The organism is Eilatimonas milleporae, from assembly GCF_003688555.1.
Classification (GTDB): domain Bacteria; phylum Pseudomonadota; class Alphaproteobacteria; order Sphingomonadales; family Kordiimonadaceae; genus Eilatimonas; species Eilatimonas milleporae.
Genome location: NZ_REFR01000003.1, coordinates 1 through 15,484, shown reverse-complemented (window position 1 = coordinate 15,484; position 15,484 = coordinate 1). Strand labels below are relative to the sequence as shown.

Below are 15,484 nucleotides of genomic sequence, written 5' to 3'. Positions count from 1 at the left end.
GCTCAAATCAAAACGCGCCATCATCCAACTCCTTCAAGGAGCTTGAAGCACAACCCACTCTATTTGGGAACCCTGTTTATGGGTACACTGCCTAGGTGCTGTCCTCGGACAGGGACGTATCCACCATGCCGGAGACTTCATCGTCATCGTCGTCGTCAAGGCTGACATCGCCGAGAACGTCTTCATCCTCTTCCAGGTCAAGATCGCTATCGGTTTCCTCGACCTTTTCTTCTTTCTTGGATTCGGTTTCCTTGGCGATGGGCAGCGGCTGCTTGCTTTTCAGGATCGGTTCCGGCGTCCAGATATTGCCGCACTCGATGCAGGTAACGGGATCGTCATTCTGCATATCGTAAAAGCGGGTGCCGCACTTCGGGCAGGTCCGCTTGGTGCCCCATTCGGGTTTTGCCACTTTTCTCTCCTTCGTCTTTGCCCTTGCCTTTGTGGCCGACCTTCCGCAAACAAGGGGCGGGCCGTTGCCGGTTATCAGGCATCAGCCGAAATTTCGGCGCTTCCCATGCCATGATCATGGACGGCTGTCAAAAGTTTCCTAATCCTCCATGTCCATATAGGGCATGTTTGTATAAGGCCAGAGTTACAGATCCCGTGGTTACAGATCCCGTGCCCAGCGAATCCCTGTCCTATGACCGGCCGTTGAAACTCATCGCGCATCCTGTCCGGCATCTGCGCGGAACGGCGCGTGTGCCCGGGGACAAGTCTCTTTCCCATCGGGCAATCATGCTGTCCGCCCTGGCTGTCGGCAAAAGCTTCATCAGCGGCCTTTTGGAGGGGGAGGATGTGCTGGCCACCGCAGCGGCCATGCGGGCGCTTGGTGCCACCGTCACACGGGTCGGGGCCGGCGCATGGGAAGTGCATGGTGTCGGTGTCGGCGGGCTTGCAACGCCTGTACAGGCCTTGGATATGGGCAATTCGGGAACCAGCACCCGTCTTTTGATGGGTTTGCTCGCCAGTCATGATCTGACAGCCACGTTTGTAGGGGATGCGTCCCTGACCCGGCGCCCGATGGCGCGTATCATTGACCCCATCACGCTCATTGGGGCTTCCGTCTCGGCGCGGGAAGGACGGTTCCTGCCCTTGACCCTTGTCGGAACGCCAGAGCCTCTGCCGATCGATTACAGTCCCGCCGTTGCCAGCGCACAAGTCAAATCCGCGGTCCTTCTGGCCGGTCTGAACACGCCGGGGACCACCATCGTGCGGGAAAAAGTGGCGACTCGCGACCATACGGAACGTCTGCTCACCGCCATGGGGGCCGATCTGCGCGTTGACCGGGACGGTGAAAGCGGTGCCGGTCGTATCATCCGCCTTGCCGGCCATGCCGAATTGAACCCGATCACGCTCAGTGTCCCGGGGGATATTTCCTCAGCCGCCTTTCCGGTGGTCGCCGCTGCGGCTCTGCCGGGGTCCGATATTCTGATCGAGGGTGTCGGGGTCAACCCCTTGCGCAGTGGCATTGTCGATGCCCTGATCGCCATGGGGTCGGACATCCGCCTTGAAAACATGCAGACTCTGTCGGGAGAGCCGGTTGCCGATATCCGCGTTCGCGGCGGCAAGCTGCACGCCATTGACGGGGTGCCGGGCGACCCGTCGCGCATGATCGATGAATTTCCTGTCCTGTTTGTCGCCGCCGCGTGTGCCCATGGAACCAGCCGATTTACCGGGCTTGCGGAATTGCGGGTGAAGGAATCCGACCGCCTTTCCGCCATGGCGCATGCCCTTGCCCAAGCCGGTATCAGGGTTGAAGAACTTGAAGACGGTCTGGTCATACACGGCTGTGGCGGCCTGGTACCGGGCGGTGGTCATGTGGATCCAAGGCTGGACCACAGGATCGCCATGAGCGGTGCAATTCTTGGCCTTTTGGCGGAAAGGCCGGTGCATGTTGACGATGCGACCCCCATAGCCACCAGTTTTCCGGATTTCGCCACAGTGATGGGTGCACTGGGCGCGGATATTGAGCTGACCGGTCCCCACTCTCCCGAGCCGTCTGCCTCCCGAGCAGTCTTCTTGAATGGGCAAAATAACGACTAAATTAGGACGGACGCAGGGGCGAATCAGTCATGCAACACCCTTTCATTATTGCCATTGACGGTCCTGCGGCGGCCGGTAAGGGGACTTTGGCCCGCCGGCTTGCGGCGCATTTTGATTTTGCCTATCTGGACACCGGCGGCCTTTATCGCGCCGTGGCGCTGAGCCTGTTGCTCGACGGCAAGGACCCCGATGATGGGGACGCCGCCATGGCCGCTGCAGCCGATTTGGACACCCGTCTGCTTGATGCGCCCCGCCTGCGTGACGAAGCGACGGGCGCAGCGGCTTCAAAGGTGGCTGCAATCCCTCAGGTGCGTTCCAATCTATTGGAATTTCAAAGGAATTTTGCAAGCCATCCGCCTGGGGGCAAACAGGGCGCGGTTCTGGACGGCCGTGACATCGGCACAAAAATCTGTCCCGAGGCACCGCTGAAACTGTATGTGACCGCCAGTGCCGAGGAACGCGCACGGCGCCGCACCGCCGAATTGCGGGACCGTGGTTTGAGGCCGGATTACGCTGATATTCTGTCCGATGTGAAAGCGCGGGATGCCCGTGACATGGGACGAAACGATGCCCCGCTGAGACCTGCGGACGATGCGCACTTGCTCGATACCACGGATTTGGATATAGACGCCGTGTTTTTCCGGGCGGTGGAACTTGTCAAAGAAAAGCTGCCGCCCCAATAACCGAAGATCACAGGGGCGGACATATGAAACGGCCGCGCGCAGGCGCGCCGTCTTTATCTACTTTCCGCCAGGATGTGCACGGCTTTCACGGATGGCCGGACCCGCAGGAAGGACATGGATGGGCCATGTCCATTGCGAGGCGCCCGGATGCGTGGAAGAAGACCGCCGGAACCAACCGGCCGGCAAGAAAGATTGATAATCGAAAGGAAGACCCCCATGAGCGAAGCGGCAACCGCTATGCCGTCTGTCGAGGACTTTGAAGCTCTCCTCAACGAAACCATGCCGGAAAACACCGGCTTCGAGGGCCGTGTCGTCAAAGGCACCGTCACCTCAATCGAAAATGATTTCGCCATCATCGATATCGGCCTGAAAGCCGAAGGGCGCGTTCCGCTGAAGGAATTCGGCGTTCCTGGCCAGCCTTCGGAAATTGCCGCCGGTGATGAAGTGGAAGTGTTCGTCGAACGCATCGAAAATGCGCTGGGCGAGGCTATCCTGAGCCGCGACAAGGCACGCCGCGAAGAAGCCTGGGAACAGCTGGAAAAAGCGTTCGAAGGCGATGCACGTGTGGACGGGGTTATTTTTGGCCGTGTCAAGGGCGGGTTTACCGTTGATCTGAACGGTGCCGTCGCCTTCCTGCCGGGCAGTCAGGTCGATATCCGTCCGGTGCGTGACGTTACGCCCCTGATGAATATCAGCCAGCCCTTCCAGATTCTGAAAATGGACCGCCGCCGCGGCAACATCGTTGTTTCGCGCCGCGCCGTTCTGGAAGAGGATCGCGCAGAGCAGCGTGCCGAACTGATGAGCAAGCTGGGCGAAGGCGATACCATTGACGGTGTGGTCAAGAACATCACCGATTATGGCGCGTTTGTGGATCTGGGCGGTATCGACGGCCTGCTCCATGTCACGGATATTTCCTGGCGCCGTGTCAACCATCCGAGCGAGGTTCTGAGCATCGGCCAGACGGTCAAGGTGCAGGTCGTCCGCATCAATCCGGAAACCCAGCGTATCAGCCTGGGCATGAAGCAGCTTGAAACCGATCCGTGGGACGGCATCGAAGCCAAATATCCGGTCGGCGCCAAACTGACCGGAACGGTGACCAACATCACCGATTATGGTGCTTTTGTCGAACTTGAGGCCGGTGTCGAGGGCCTTGTCCACGTGTCCGAAATGAGCTGGGTCAAGAAGAATGTGCATCCGGGCAAGATTGTTTCCACCTCGCAGGAAGTGGAAGTGATGGTGCTGGATGTGGATTCGGGCAAACGCCGGATTTCCCTTGGTCTCAAGCAATGCGGTGAAAATCCGTGGGATGCCTTTGCCGCCAAATTCCCGACCGGTACCGAAGTCGAGGGTGAAATCAAGAATATCACCGAATTCGGTCTGTTCATCGGCCTTGACGGCGATGTGGACGGCATGGTCCACCTCAGCGATCTGGATTGGGACCGTTCGGGCGAGGACGCCATCCAGGATTACAAGAAAGGCGACACCGTCAAAGCCGTCGTCCTCGACGTGGATGTGGACAAGGAACGCATCAGCCTGGGTATCAAGCAGCTCGGCGGCGATCCCTTCACCACCGTTTCCACCAAGAAACGCGGTGAAACCGTCACATGTGTCGTGAAAGAAGCCAATGACAACGGTATTGAGGTTGAGGTTGGCGAAACCGGTGTGACCGCCTTCATCCGCCGCAGCGACCTGGCCCGTGACCGTGCCGATCAGCGTCCCGACCGCTTTGCCGTCGGTGACAAGGTCGATGCCATGGTTACCGGCGTCGACAAGGGCAGCCGTCGCCTGAACCTGTCGATCAAGGCCCTTGAAATGGCTGAGGAAAAAGCAGCTGTTGAGCAGTATGGTTCGGCTGATTCGGGTGCCAGCCTTGGCGATATTCTCGGTGCCGCACTGGAAAAAGCCAAAGAAGACAAATCCTGATCTGCTTTGGCAGCATCCTGAAAAACAGGGGTCGCCGGCTTTGGCCGGCGGCCCTTTTTCGTACCATTTTGCCCGGTGGAAAGTTTGATTCCGGGGGTCCTCTGTAAACCCGTCCTTATGACAAGGCTGGCATATTCTTTGGGAAAACCCTGTCCATTGAAAGGCTTACCTTGACCTTGGGCTTGCCTGATGGCACCTTTGGTAACAGGTTCGGGGTTCGGCTATATATCGCGTGCATGGGTGTCATTATAATTTTACGCCGTCACGCAGAAAGGTCTGTTCAGGCCATGAGGGGGAAACGCTATGATCAAATCCGAATTGATCGCCAAGATCGCCGAGGCCAATCCGCATTTGTATCATCGTGATGTTGAGCGCATCGTGTCCACGATCTTTGATGAAATCACGGATGCGCTTGCCAAGGGTGACCGGGTGGAGTTGCGTGGATTTGGGGCCTTTTCCGTCAAAAACCGTCCGTCCCGTGTCGGACGCAATCCGCGTACCGGCGCCAGGGTGGAAGTGGCCGAGAAACGCGTTCCTTATTTTAAGACCGGCAAGGATTTGCGCGAACGCCTGAATGAAGGCTGAGTGCCTCCGCCCCGGGTGTGTCCGCATGTGACTGGATCGCCCGGATGCGAATGATGCCGGCGTCCTGCGATCAGCGCTTCCTGACGGGTCTTCGCCTTTGCTATATACAGTCCCGATCCGCTTCACATCTGTTGCGGCGGCTTCTGTTGTGCGACTGTATGATTTGACCGGCCGGTGATATCGGCTTTTCGCTGACGGAATATCTGGACATATGGCTTTTGGCATTTTTCTCCGCAGACTGTTCTGGATCCTGCTTGCCCTGGGGCTGATCTGGTTTTCGGTGAGCAACCGCCATGCGGTGCCCCTGTCCCTTGCCCCTTTTCCCTGGTATGCGGATTTGCCTTTGTATCTGATTTTTTTCGCCGGCGTGTTTTTCGGGGTCGCACTGTCGGTGGTTGTCAGCGGCTGGTTGCGCCTGAAGGGCTTTCTGCGTGCACACAAGGCCGAACGCCGGGCAAAAGCGCTGGAAAGCGAAGTGGCCGTTCTGGCCGAAGATTCCCAGCGCAGACAGGCCGAAACCGCCCATGCCCGCGCCAGTGAGGATATGGATACCGTCAGGGATATGCATTCAACCCGTAAAATCCAGGCGGATGAGCCATCCGCCGCGCAGGCAGGAGGCCAATCCCTATGACGGTACCGGCAGCACCCTCACCCGCTGTGGGGCGATCCGTATCCGGGGTGCCGGCGGGTGTTTACTGTGCGCTTGATACGGTCGATCTGGACCGGGCCACCACGCTGGCGCGCCTTGTCGCGCCGCATGTAACGGGCCTGAAAATCGGGTTGGAATTTTTTCTGGCGCACGGTGCTGCCGGATACCGGGCGATCGCCGATCAGGCGGAGCGGACGGGACTGGCCATTTTTCTGGACCTGAAACTGCACGACATTCCCAACACGGTTGCGGGCGCCTTGCGCGCGGTGGTGCCGCTGGCGCCCCGTCTGATCACGCTGCACACGTCGGGCGGGCCGGCCATGATGACCCGCGCGGTCGAGGACGCGGTGAATGATGCCGAAAAGGCGGGGGTTGTCCGGCCTGCCCTGATCGGGGTGACGGTGTTGACCAGTCTCGATGCCCATGACCTTGCCGCTGTCGGCCAGGGGGCTGACCCGCAGGCGCAGGTTCTGCGTCTGGCCGGTCTGGCACAGGCCAGCGGTCTTGACGGTGTCGTGTGCAGTCCGGCCGAAATTGCCGCCATCCGTGCCGCGACAGATCCGGACTTTGCCCTGGTGGTGCCCGGGTTGCGGCCCGGTGGTGTTGTCGCCGGCGATCAGAAACGGGTCATGACCCCGCGCGCTGCCCATGACCTCGGTGCGACCGTGCTGGTGGTCGGGCGGGCGATCACGGCTGCTGCCGATCCGGCCGCCGCCGCCGCGTCCATTGCAGGCAGCCTAGCTTGAAAAAGCGTGTTCCAGGGCGGCCACATTCCAGTCGGCCTTTTTCGCGGCGCCGTCGTAAACAGCCTGTAGAAATGCCAGCAGACTGTCTGCCGGCTGAGGCGCATGCCGCAGGTCATCATATTTCAGGATGGCCAGTGACCCGCCATTTTTCTCGGTCCAGAAGGCGGCAGGCGGCTTGAGCGGTACGCTGGGCAATCCCTCCGGTTCCGGGTAGGCGTAGGCGTAAAAGGCTGGTTCCGGAAAGCTGTCATCGCCCGGCCAGAAACCGAAACTGATAACTTCATGGGAATAGGCCTCGCGGTCGGACACGGTGCCGCCTTCCAGCGGATGGGCGCGCCCTGAAAAGCGGGTGACCGCCAGATCGAAGGAATGCCAGTACAGATGCACCGGTGTCTGCTTGCCGGTGAAACGGCTGCGGAAGCGTTCAAATATCACAGAGATCCGGCACAGTGCCGCCCAATAGCGGGTGACAGCATCCGCATCATAGGTCTTGTGGACCATGTCCTCGGCAAAGGGAATGGTGCTTTTGTTTTCATAGGGAAGACCGACAATTTTCACGCTAATGCCAAGCGTATTCAGCGCTGTGAACAAAGCGTCGTAAAACTGGGCCACTGACTTGCCCGGCACGTCGAAGCTTTCCATCAGACCGTCGTCGCGTCGGACACGAACACTATGGTCTATCATATCGAAAAAAATCTCAAATCCCATGTCACCACAGGGGATGCGTCCGGTCGTTAGGCCCGAGGTTGCCGGATACAGCGTCACATGCCACCAGTGATTCAATTTCGGATGGGTTTTCATACGGATTTTGCCGATGATTTGTAGAAACAGATGCAGTGTTTCCTTTGTTTCAACCCAGTCGGCGTAGGGTAGCGGCGGCAGTGTCAGTGCGGAATGTGCAGGCATTGGTGTTATCCTTCAATCCAGGTCAAACAACAGCGCTTCGCAGTTCGTCATGGCGCCTACGGTGCAGATATCCCGGCCGGTAAATTGCAGGCCGTCGCCGGCGGAGAGCGTTTCGCCGTCCACCGTCACCATGCCGTTTACTATTTGAAGAAAACCGGCGCGCCCGGGCGCAAATTCATGGGTGGCGGTTACACCGTCATCCATCCGGGCAAGCAGGACGGAAACATTCCGGTGCAGATGCACCGCGTCCATCCCGCCGCCCGCACCGGCGATCACATGAAAGCGGTTTGTGGCTTTTGCCGTGTCGATGGCCTTCTGTTCATACGAGGGCTCAACGCCATCTCGATCCGGCAAAATCCAGATTTGCAGAAAATGCACCGGCTCGGTGTCGGAAGCGTTCATCTCCGAATGGGTGATGCCTGTGCCCGCCGACATGCGCTGGACGTCTCCAACATGAATCGTGGACCCGTTGCCGAGCGAGTCGCGGTGTGCCAGCGCACCGGATATGACATAGGTGATAATTTCCATATCGGCATGGCTGTGTTCGCCGAACCCGGCACCGGGTATTACGCGGTCTTCATTGATAACGCGCAGGGACCGGTGCCCCACGCGTGCCGGGTCGTTGAAGCCGCCGAAGGAAAAGGTATGGAAGCTGTCCAGCCAGCCCGTTTGTGTTCGCCCGCGTGAGGACTTTTCATGAATAAGAGCCATCGTTCACCCTTTTGACGCGGTGGTGCCAGGAACCTCGGGCGCCGGAAACATCGCGCCGTGTTTTCTGGAAGAAGCGGTTGGTCTAGTAATAAAACCAATAATCCATGACCATGACGATTGCATGTGGTCTGTCCACAATTCCGTTGGCACAGCGTTTGCCCGGCAAATCCCTTGCGTTTGGCTGTGTTCTGCTGTAATGACCCACTTCGCCGAGCGACCCGGCCAGAGTGAATGGGCTGCCGAGGCCGCTTAGAAAGCAAAACTCTGCTGTTTATGGAGAGACTGCAAATGCCCAAGATGAAGACCAAATCGGGTGTGAAGAAACGCTTCCGCCTCACCGCAAGCGGAAAGGTACGCTCTGCCCAGGCCGGCAAACGCCACGGCATGATCAAACGTACCAACAAACAGATCCGCAATCAGCGTGGCACGACGATCCTGAACGACTGCGACGCCACCATCGTCAAGAAATGGATGCCTTACGGCTGAAGCCGTCAGGTTGTCCTTTTTATTGTGTGAGGAGATAAGGAAATGGCTCGCGTAAAACGTGGGGTAACAAGCCACGCCCGTCACAAGAAAGTCATTGCTGAAGCCAAAGGCTATCGCGGACGCCGCAAGAACACCATCAAGGTGGCACGGCAGGCCGTTGAAAAAGCCGGCCAGTACGCTTACCGCGACCGCAAGGCCCGCAAGCGTAATTTCCGCGCCCTGTGGATTCAGCGTATCAATGCCGCCACCCGCCTGCATGGCTTGCCGTACGGCCAGTTCATGCATGGCCTGACACTGGCCGGGGTGGAACTGGATCGTAAGGTCCTGTCCGATCTGGCGATCCGTGAACCGGTTGCTTTTGAGGCGCTTGTCGAACAAGCCAAGGCAGCCCTCGCCAAGTAAAGTCCCGGTCGCCTCTATCGGCACCATCATGTATTTGCGAGAGGGGCCTTGCGTTTGCAGGGCCCCTTTTGACGTTTGAATATTTGTCACATCAGGCAGCGATCCTCTTCCGATCCAGGGGCGCAGACGGGGATTGCGGGCAAATGGCCACAGGGAAGATGAGATGCAGGACGAAATCACCCATTTAAAGGCTGAACTTCAAACGGCCATTGCCGCGGTGGAGACGCTGGAGGCGTTGGAAACCCTCCGTGTCGGCGCGCTTGGCAAAAAGGGGCGGGTGTCCGAACTGATGCGCGGCCTTGGCCGGATGAGCCCCGAGGAAAGGCGCACGGCCGGCCCGGCGCTGAACGGCCTCAAGGAAGACGTGGCAGAGGCCATCGCCGCCCGCAGGCTCACCCTTGAGGATGCCGCGCTGGACAAGCGTTTGGCCGATGAAGCGATCGATGTCAGTCTTCCGGTGCGCGAACGGGCAGAAGGCAGCCTGCACCCCATCAGCCAGGTTATGGATGAAGTTGCCGAAATTTTCGCGGCTCTTGGCTTCGATATTGCCGAAGGGCCCGATCTGGAAACCGATTTCTACAATTTCACGGCGCTGAATATCCCGGAAGAACATCCGGCACGTCAGATGCATGACACTTTTTACTTGCACCCGGATGCGGATGGACACCGTAAAGTGCTAAGGACCCATACCAGTCCGGTGCAGATTCGTACAATGGAAAGGGTTCAGCCGCCCATCCGTGTCATTGCGCCGGGCCGGACGTTCCGCTCTGACTCGGATGCAACGCACACACCGATGTTCCATCAGGTCGAAGGGCTTGCCATCGATACCGATATTCATCTGGGGCATTTGAAGGGGACATTGGAAGCCTTTCTCAAGGCCTTTTTCGAGATCAGCAGTGTGACGCTGCGCTTTCGTCCCAGCTATTTCCCTTTCACCGAACCGTCGATGGAGGTGGATGTGCAATGCAGTTTCGAGGGCGGCACCGTCAAGATCGGTGACGGCAATGACTGGCTGGAGGTGCTTGGCTCCGGTGTGGTCAACCGCAAGGTGCTGGAAGCGTGCGGCCTGGATCCCGACACCTATCAGGGCTGGGCGTTCGGCTGCGGCATCGATCGTCTGGCAATGCTGAAATATGGCATGAATGATCTTCGGGCTTTCTTCGACGCCGATCTGCGTTGGCTGAAACATTATGGATTTAAAGCGCTCGCGGCTCCCACCTGGGCTGCGGGACTGAGTGATTAAAAGGGGCGGACGGAATGAAATTCACCCTGAACTGGCTGAAAGAGCATCTCGACACCGATGCCGACCTGAATGCCATTACGGAAACACTGACCCGTATCGGCCTCGAGGTCGAGCATGTCACCAATCCGGCGGAACGCCTGGCGCCGTTCACCATTGTCGAAGTCCTTTCGGCTGAAAAACACCCGGATGCGGATAAGTTGCGGGTGTGTCAGGTAACCGATGGTAGGGAAACGCGGCAAATCGTCTGTGGGGCCCCCAATGCGCGTCAGGGGATGAAAGCTGTTCTCGGCCGGCCGGGTGATTATGTCCCGGGTCTGGACCTGACCCTGAAAAAAGCAAAGATCCGCGGCGTCGAGTCCAGCGGCATGATGTGCTCCGCCCGGGAATTGGAACTGGGCGACGAGCATGACGGTATCCTCGATCTGGCCGATGATGCCCCCGTGGGGGCGGTTTATGCCGAGTATGCCGGCCTGGACGATCCGGTGATTGAAATCGCCATTACACCCAACCGGCAGGACTGCCTTGGGGTACACGGTATTGCCCGCGATCTTGCGGCCGCCGGTCTGGGCGTGTTGAAGCCCATCCGGATACCGGACATAGCTGTCTCTTTCGACAGTGGGGTTGCCGTTCATATCGCAGAGGATGCCAGAGACCGCTGTCCTGTATTTCTCGGCCGCATGTTTCGCGGTGTCAAAAACGGCCCGAGCCCCCGCTGGTTGCAGGATCGGTTAAAGGGAATCGGTTTGCGTCCGATTTCGGCGCTGGTTGATATTACAAATTATCTGACTTTTGCCTATGGCCGCCCGGCCCATGTCTATGATGCCGGCAAACTGAAAGGTGATCTCCAGGTTCGGCAGGCTGTGGCGGGCGAGACCTTCGTGGCGCTTGATGACAGGGAATACACCGCGGACGGCAGCGAAACCGTCATTGCCGATGAGGCCGGCCCGACCGGGTTCGGCGGTATCATCGGTGGTGCGGACAGCGGCGTTGATGACGCCACCACCGATGTGGTTCTGGAAATCGCCCTGTTTGATCCGGTTGTCACTGCCATGACCGGGCGCCGGCATGGACTGATCACCGATGCCAGGTACCGTTTCGAGCGCGGTGTCGATGCCCGGTTTGCGGAAACCGGACTGGCCCTGGCCAGCCGGCTTATTCTGGATCTTTGCGGTGGTGAAGCCGGCAGTGTCTTTCATGACGGCATGGTTCCGCTCTGGAACAAGACGGTTCCCTTCCGCCCGTCTCGCGTTGCCAGCCTTGGCGGGCTTGATCTGCCCGCCGAACGGTCGCTTGAAATTCTGGCCGGCCTGGGGTTCGTCGCTGAAACGGAGGATACCGACAATAAGACGCCTGTTCGGGTCAAGGTGCCCAGCTGGCGGGTCGATGTGGACGGCGAGGCCGATCTGGTTGAAGAGGTGCTGCGCATCCACGGATATGACGCCATTCCTTTCGTCAAGACGCCGGTGGGCGAACAGCAGGCCGGCCAGGCAATGGATACGTCGCTGAAGCGCGCGCGTCTGTCGCGCCGCAGACTGGCCGCGGAAGGTCTTCACGAGGCCGTCACCTGGTCTTTCATGAACCGCAGCGACGCGGCACTCTTTGCCGATACCAAGCCGGGATTGATCATCGATAATCCGATTGCCAGCGCGCTTGACTATATGCGCCCGTCCATCCTGCCCAATCTGTTGAAGGCGGCACAGCGCAACCATGACCGTGGTATAACGCGGGCCGCCTTGTTCGAGGTGGGGCCCGTATATCTGGACGACACGCCGGACGGTCAGCTCAGGGTGGCGACCGGTGTGCGGGTCGGCCCGTTTGCCGCGCGCCACTGGGACGGCGATGACCGCATGGCGGATGCCTATGACGTGAAGGCGGACGCGCTTGCCACGCTGGACGCCGTCGGCGCCCCCATGGACAGCCTGCAGATCGTTGCCGAGGCACCGGCTTATTTCCATCCCGGCCGGTCGGGTATGGTGTGCCTGGGGCCCAAGACGGTGCTGGCGGTCTTCGGCGAACTGCATCCGAGAGTGCTGAAAAGTCTGGATGTGGATGGGTCCGCTGTCGGATTTGAGGTTTTCATCGACCGTGTCCCGCCGCGCCGCCGCCGCGATGCTTCCAAAGGGGCGCTGCATCTCAGCAATCTGCAGGCTGTGGAGCGGGATTTTGCCTTTCTGGTTGATCATGGCGTGGCGGCCGGTGACTTGATCAAGGCGGTTTCAAGGGCGGACAAGGCACATATCAAAGCGGTGCAGGTGTTCGATGTGTATGAAGGCAAGGGTGTTCCGGACGGTCAGCGTTCGCTGGCCGTATCGGTCTATCTTGAACCGCAGGAGGCGACCTTTTCCGAAACCGAGATCGAAGCCATCTCTGCCAGGATTTGCGCAGCGGCCGAAAAGGCTGTCGGTGCCCGTTTACGAGGCTGAAACCAATTGCTGCGATAAAGGCTTAACTGTTTTTGCGGGCCGGCGGTAATGCCGGGCCCGCAATGCCTGCTGTAATGTGGTATGGATCAGGACTTGAAAAAATCCGAATAGCGTCTTTCTTATGGACGGCGGGCAAAATTTTGCCGAAACAGATATTTGGTTCCTGGGCGTTAGCCATGTGGGTATAACGTGGGCAGCAAAGAGAAATTTGACAAAGACAGAGTCCCGCTCCGCCTGAAGTTGAGAGCCTGGTGGGAGGGTTATGACCCTGACGAGCTTCAGCAGCGTTATGCTGAATACGCCGCCCGTGTGCGGGCGGCTCAGGAAGCCGGACGTGCCAAGTTACAGGCCGCGCGCAGAGAGCAGGAGCCGGAAGAGGCTCTGGGTGCTAGCGGACACCCCGATCTGCCTGTCGACCCCTGGGATGCCCAGAAGGTCAATATTGCCCAATATGTCTGGGGCGAAGGGTTCTGCGGCCCCGGCGGCCCTGAATACATCATCGCCCTTTCCAAATTGCTGGCGCTCAGCCCGGAAATGTCCATGCTGCAGATCGGTGCCAGCCTGGGTGGCCCCGCCCGCGTTCTGGCGGACCGTTTTGGTGTCTGGATAACAGGCTATGAGGAAAGCCTGACCCTGGTCGAAAAAGGCACTCAGATGTCCAAGATGGCCGGGCTGGAGAAGAAAGCGGCGCTTGAGCATTACAACACCAGGGACTTCAAGGGGTTCGACAGAAAATACGACCGCGCTTTTGCCAAGGAGGCCCTGTTCACCATTCAGGACAAGCGGGGCATGATCGAGCATATCGAGGACAAGTTGAAACCGGGGGGACTGTTCCTGATGACCGATTATGTTCTGGGCAGCGATGCGGCCCTGGCGCGCGACAGCTACCGCGAATGGAAAATGGGCGAGCGGCTCAAGCCCTATATGGCGACCGCCGATGAAATCGTTGACATGATGAAGGCCGTGCGCATGCAGGTTCGTGTGTCCGAGGATATCAGCAGCAGCTATGTCGACATGATCAATCAGGCATGGGCCGGGGCCGACATTGTGGCAACCAAGCTGGCGAAGGAAAAAAACGGCCCGCAGCTTGTGCAGGTTCTCATGCGGGAAGCGGAATTCTGGACGCGCCGCAAGAAACTGCTTGAAAGCGGTGACCTGAAACTGTGGCGTATCGTTGCCAACAAGAAGTCTTCCGGCCCGTCAATGATGTCCGACTGGTAAGGCCCTTGCCGTCAGACGCCTGCATGGTCGCAGAGTTACATTTTCTGGACAGGTTGGCCGTTCCCATCCATTTCAGGCCGATTTTTTCGCGAAAAGAATGCCGGCAAAAATCAGCGCGGCACCAAGGGCGTGCAGCGGTCCCAAGGCCTCGCCAAACAGGGCCCATGCCAGAATGGCCGAGACGACAGGCTGTACCAGCAGACTGATGGACCCTGCTGTCGGCGGCACATGCGCCAATCCGTACATGATAAGGCTTTGTCCCAGAATGTGGGCCCCCCATGCCAGACCGATCAGAGGCGCCCAGCCGGTCAGGCTTGCCGGTAGGAACGGTCCTTCGCTCATAAGGGCAAGCGGCAGCAGCAAAAGCGCGGTCACCAGGCCGCTGCCGGTCATCACCACGGCTGTCGGTGATCGCCTCCGGGCTCTTGATCCCGACAATATATAGCCGGCATAGGCGACCGATGTCGCCAGGCCCAGCAGGTCGCCGGTCACATAATCCGGATTGAATTCCAGATTCTGTCCTACCAGCGCAAAAGCGCCGGCGACGGCCAGCAGAAGCGCGATCAGCAGGTTGCGGTTCATCTTTTCCTTCAGGAAAAGCCAGCCTGCGATCGCGGTGAAGATGGCGGCCATGTTGGCCAGCAATGTTGCATTGGCCACCGTCGTCATCGCGACCGACCAGTGCCACAGGGCCAGATCGGCGGCAAACCAGAAACCGACAAAAAACAGATCCCGTGCCACGGCCCAGCTGTCCGTTCCGCCGGTGCTTTGCGCCCTGTTTTCAGCGATATGCCGAGGCAGTTTCGACCGTGCGAAATAAACCCATAGCGCCAGAAGCGGCAGGGACAGTGTCATGCGCCAGAAAGCCGTTGCCGTCGGCGTTACTTCGGAAAGACGCATAAAAATGGCCGCCGTACCAATGGTCGCGGCGCCGGCGATCACGGCGGCAAAGCCCTTGCTGGTCAGATATGTGCGCGGTTCCGTGCTCTGCATTGCGGGTTTCCATTCCATCATGCCGGCGGGTATGGCCGGCGGATCCGTGTCAGCCCGTTGGCATATACCCATGATGCTGTATGTCTGTCCGTTATGGCGCGCCTATCATGGCTTGTTGCCCGCGACAAGCCTTGCCAGCGCTTTGGCGCACCGTCATCATCCGGTGTTGAGGTGAGGAAAACAGTCCGGGTGTGATCGTAACCGACGGCCCGGGCCCTGCTTTCAATAAGGGGAGTTTCAGCCATGCCTGAGCAGACCGTTATTCCGGTCAAGCCGGAAATTGCCGCACACACCTACTGCGACGAAGCATTATATGAGGCGCTGTACCGCCGGTCTGTCGAGGACCCTGAGGGGTTCTGGGCGGAGCAGGCGGGTCGCCTGGAGTGGATGCGGTTTCCGCAGACGATCAAGTCGACGGACTTTGGCGGGGATGTGGACATCCGCTGGTTCGAGGACGGCGTGCTGAACGC

General features: G+C 59.1%; 16 protein-coding genes. 12 read left to right on the top strand and 4 right to left on the bottom strand.

Annotated elements, in window-relative coordinates; translation table 11 throughout:
- Positions 1 to 91: 91 nt before the first annotated feature.
- Entirely contained in the window at positions 92 to 409 is a 318-nt protein-coding gene (locus tag BXY39_RS00805; RefSeq protein ID WP_121936951.1) for a TIGR02300 family protein, read from the bottom strand.
- 209 nt (positions 410 to 618) lie between these two features.
- On the opposite strand from BXY39_RS00805, the gene aroA reads away from it, so the two are divergent.
- The 6 genes from aroA to pyrF all read left to right on the top strand — a co-directional run bounded on the left by aroA (position 619) and on the right by pyrF (position 6,629).
- Positions 619 to 2,043, top strand: a complete 1,425-nt coding sequence (gene aroA, locus BXY39_RS00800) for a 3-phosphoshikimate 1-carboxyvinyltransferase (protein WP_245998932.1) — start codon at positions 619 to 621, stop codon at positions 2,041 to 2,043.
- 29 nt (positions 2,044 to 2,072) lie between these two features.
- Positions 2,073 to 2,726 carry a (d)CMP kinase gene (gene cmk, locus BXY39_RS00795; RefSeq protein ID WP_121936950.1) on the top strand — a complete coding sequence of 218 codons (654 nt, stop codon included), beginning with the start codon at positions 2,073 to 2,075 and terminating at the stop codon, positions 2,724 to 2,726.
- Between the two features lie 216 nt (positions 2,727 to 2,942).
- On the top strand, positions 2,943 to 4,649 hold the full coding sequence (gene rpsA, locus BXY39_RS00790; RefSeq protein WP_121936949.1) for a 30S ribosomal protein S1: 1,707 nt from the start codon (positions 2,943 to 2,945) through the stop codon (positions 4,647 to 4,649).
- Positions 4,650 to 4,952: 303 nt separating this feature from the next.
- Entirely contained in the window at positions 4,953 to 5,234 is a 282-nt protein-coding gene (locus tag BXY39_RS00785; protein ID WP_121936948.1) for an integration host factor subunit beta, read from the top strand.
- 211 nt (positions 5,235 to 5,445) lie between these two features.
- Positions 5,446 to 5,865 (top strand): lipopolysaccharide assembly protein LapA domain-containing protein, encoded by a 420-nt coding sequence (locus BXY39_RS00780; protein ID WP_121936947.1) that lies wholly within the window; start codon positions 5,446 to 5,448, stop codon positions 5,863 to 5,865.
- Complete coding sequence (gene pyrF / locus BXY39_RS00775; protein WP_121936946.1) at positions 5,862 to 6,629, top strand: orotidine-5'-phosphate decarboxylase; 768 nt, start codon at positions 5,862 to 5,864, stop codon at positions 6,627 to 6,629. The genes BXY39_RS00780 and pyrF overlap by 4 nt, the downstream gene beginning before the upstream one ends.
- Here the strand turns inward: pyrF and BXY39_RS00770 are convergent.
- Together BXY39_RS00770 and BXY39_RS00765 are read right to left on the bottom strand one after the other, a co-directional pair.
- Positions 6,621 to 7,535, bottom strand: a complete 915-nt coding sequence (locus tag BXY39_RS00770) for a DUF5996 family protein (RefSeq protein WP_121936945.1) — start codon at positions 7,533 to 7,535, stop codon at positions 6,621 to 6,623. The genes pyrF and BXY39_RS00770 overlap by 9 nt on opposite strands.
- Before the next feature lie 12 nt (positions 7,536 to 7,547).
- The gene (locus BXY39_RS00765) at positions 7,548 to 8,246 is read right to left on the bottom strand and encodes a pirin family protein (RefSeq protein WP_121936944.1); all 699 of its coding nucleotides are present in this window, start codon (positions 8,244 to 8,246) and stop codon (positions 7,548 to 7,550) included.
- 288 nt (positions 8,247 to 8,534) lie between these two features.
- On the opposite strand from BXY39_RS00765, the gene rpmI reads away from it, so the two are divergent.
- From rpmI to BXY39_RS00740, 5 genes are all read left to right on the top strand, one after another.
- Positions 8,535 to 8,732 carry a 50S ribosomal protein L35 gene (gene rpmI, locus BXY39_RS00760; RefSeq protein ID WP_121936943.1) on the top strand — a complete coding sequence of 66 codons (198 nt, stop codon included), beginning with the start codon at positions 8,535 to 8,537 and terminating at the stop codon, positions 8,730 to 8,732.
- A 42-nt stretch (positions 8,733 to 8,774) separates the two neighbouring features.
- Positions 8,775 to 9,134, top strand: a complete 360-nt coding sequence (gene rplT / locus BXY39_RS00755) for a 50S ribosomal protein L20 (protein ID WP_121936942.1) — start codon at positions 8,775 to 8,777, stop codon at positions 9,132 to 9,134.
- Positions 9,135 to 9,297: 163 nt separating this feature from the next.
- Positions 9,298 to 10,377, top strand: coding sequence for a phenylalanine--tRNA ligase subunit alpha (gene pheS, locus BXY39_RS00750; protein ID WP_121936941.1), 1,080 nt, complete (start codon positions 9,298 to 9,300; stop codon positions 10,375 to 10,377).
- Between the two features lie 14 nt (positions 10,378 to 10,391).
- A complete protein-coding gene (gene pheT, locus BXY39_RS00745; protein ID WP_121936940.1) occupies positions 10,392 to 12,800 on the top strand; it encodes a phenylalanine--tRNA ligase subunit beta in 2,409 nt (802 codons plus the stop codon).
- Positions 12,801 to 12,989: 189 nt separating this feature from the next.
- Positions 12,990 to 14,021, top strand: coding sequence for an SAM-dependent methyltransferase (locus BXY39_RS00740; protein ID WP_147453415.1), 1,032 nt, complete (start codon positions 12,990 to 12,992; stop codon positions 14,019 to 14,021).
- 72 nt (positions 14,022 to 14,093) lie between these two features.
- On the opposite strand, the gene BXY39_RS00735 is transcribed toward BXY39_RS00740, so the two are convergent.
- Complete coding sequence (locus tag BXY39_RS00735; protein ID WP_121936952.1) at positions 14,094 to 15,014, bottom strand: DMT family transporter; 921 nt, start codon at positions 15,012 to 15,014, stop codon at positions 14,094 to 14,096.
- 243 nt (positions 15,015 to 15,257) lie between these two features.
- On the opposite strand from BXY39_RS00735, the gene BXY39_RS00730 reads away from it, so the two are divergent.
- The coding region (locus tag BXY39_RS00730; RefSeq protein WP_281269986.1) for an acetyl-coenzyme A synthetase N-terminal domain-containing protein at positions 15,258 to 15,484 on the top strand (227 nt) is incomplete at its 3' end.

Excerpts from the sequence above, each read along its gene's own strand:
- BXY39_RS00770 (WP_121936945.1), bottom strand. The coding sequence starts at position 7,535 with ATGCCTGCACATTCCGCACTGACACTGCCGCCGCTACCCTACGCCGAC.
- rpmI (WP_121936943.1), top strand. The coding sequence starts at position 8,535 with ATGCCCAAGATGAAGACCAAATCGGGTGTGAAGAAACGCTTCCGCCTC.
- pheT (WP_121936940.1), top strand. The coding sequence starts at position 10,392 with ATGAAATTCACCCTGAACTGGCTGAAAGAGCATCTCGACACCGATGCC.
- BXY39_RS00785 (WP_121936948.1), top strand. The coding sequence starts at position 4,953 with ATGATCAAATCCGAATTGATCGCCAAGATCGCCGAGGCCAATCCGCAT.
- BXY39_RS00735 (WP_121936952.1), bottom strand. The coding sequence starts at position 15,014 with ATGCAGAGCACGGAACCGCGCACATATCTGACCAGCAAGGGCTTTGCC.
- rpsA (WP_121936949.1), top strand. The coding sequence starts at position 2,943 with ATGAGCGAAGCGGCAACCGCTATGCCGTCTGTCGAGGACTTTGAAGCT.
- BXY39_RS00780 (WP_121936947.1), top strand. The coding sequence starts at position 5,446 with ATGGCTTTTGGCATTTTTCTCCGCAGACTGTTCTGGATCCTGCTTGCC.
- cmk (WP_121936950.1), top strand. The coding sequence starts at position 2,073 with ATGCAACACCCTTTCATTATTGCCATTGACGGTCCTGCGGCGGCCGGT.
- pyrF (WP_121936946.1), top strand. The coding sequence starts at position 5,862 with ATGACGGTACCGGCAGCACCCTCACCCGCTGTGGGGCGATCCGTATCC.
- pheS (WP_121936941.1), top strand. The coding sequence starts at position 9,298 with ATGCAGGACGAAATCACCCATTTAAAGGCTGAACTTCAAACGGCCATT.
- rplT (WP_121936942.1), top strand. The coding sequence starts at position 8,775 with ATGGCTCGCGTAAAACGTGGGGTAACAAGCCACGCCCGTCACAAGAAA.
- BXY39_RS00765 (WP_121936944.1), bottom strand. The coding sequence starts at position 8,246 with ATGGCTCTTATTCATGAAAAGTCCTCACGCGGGCGAACACAAACGGGC.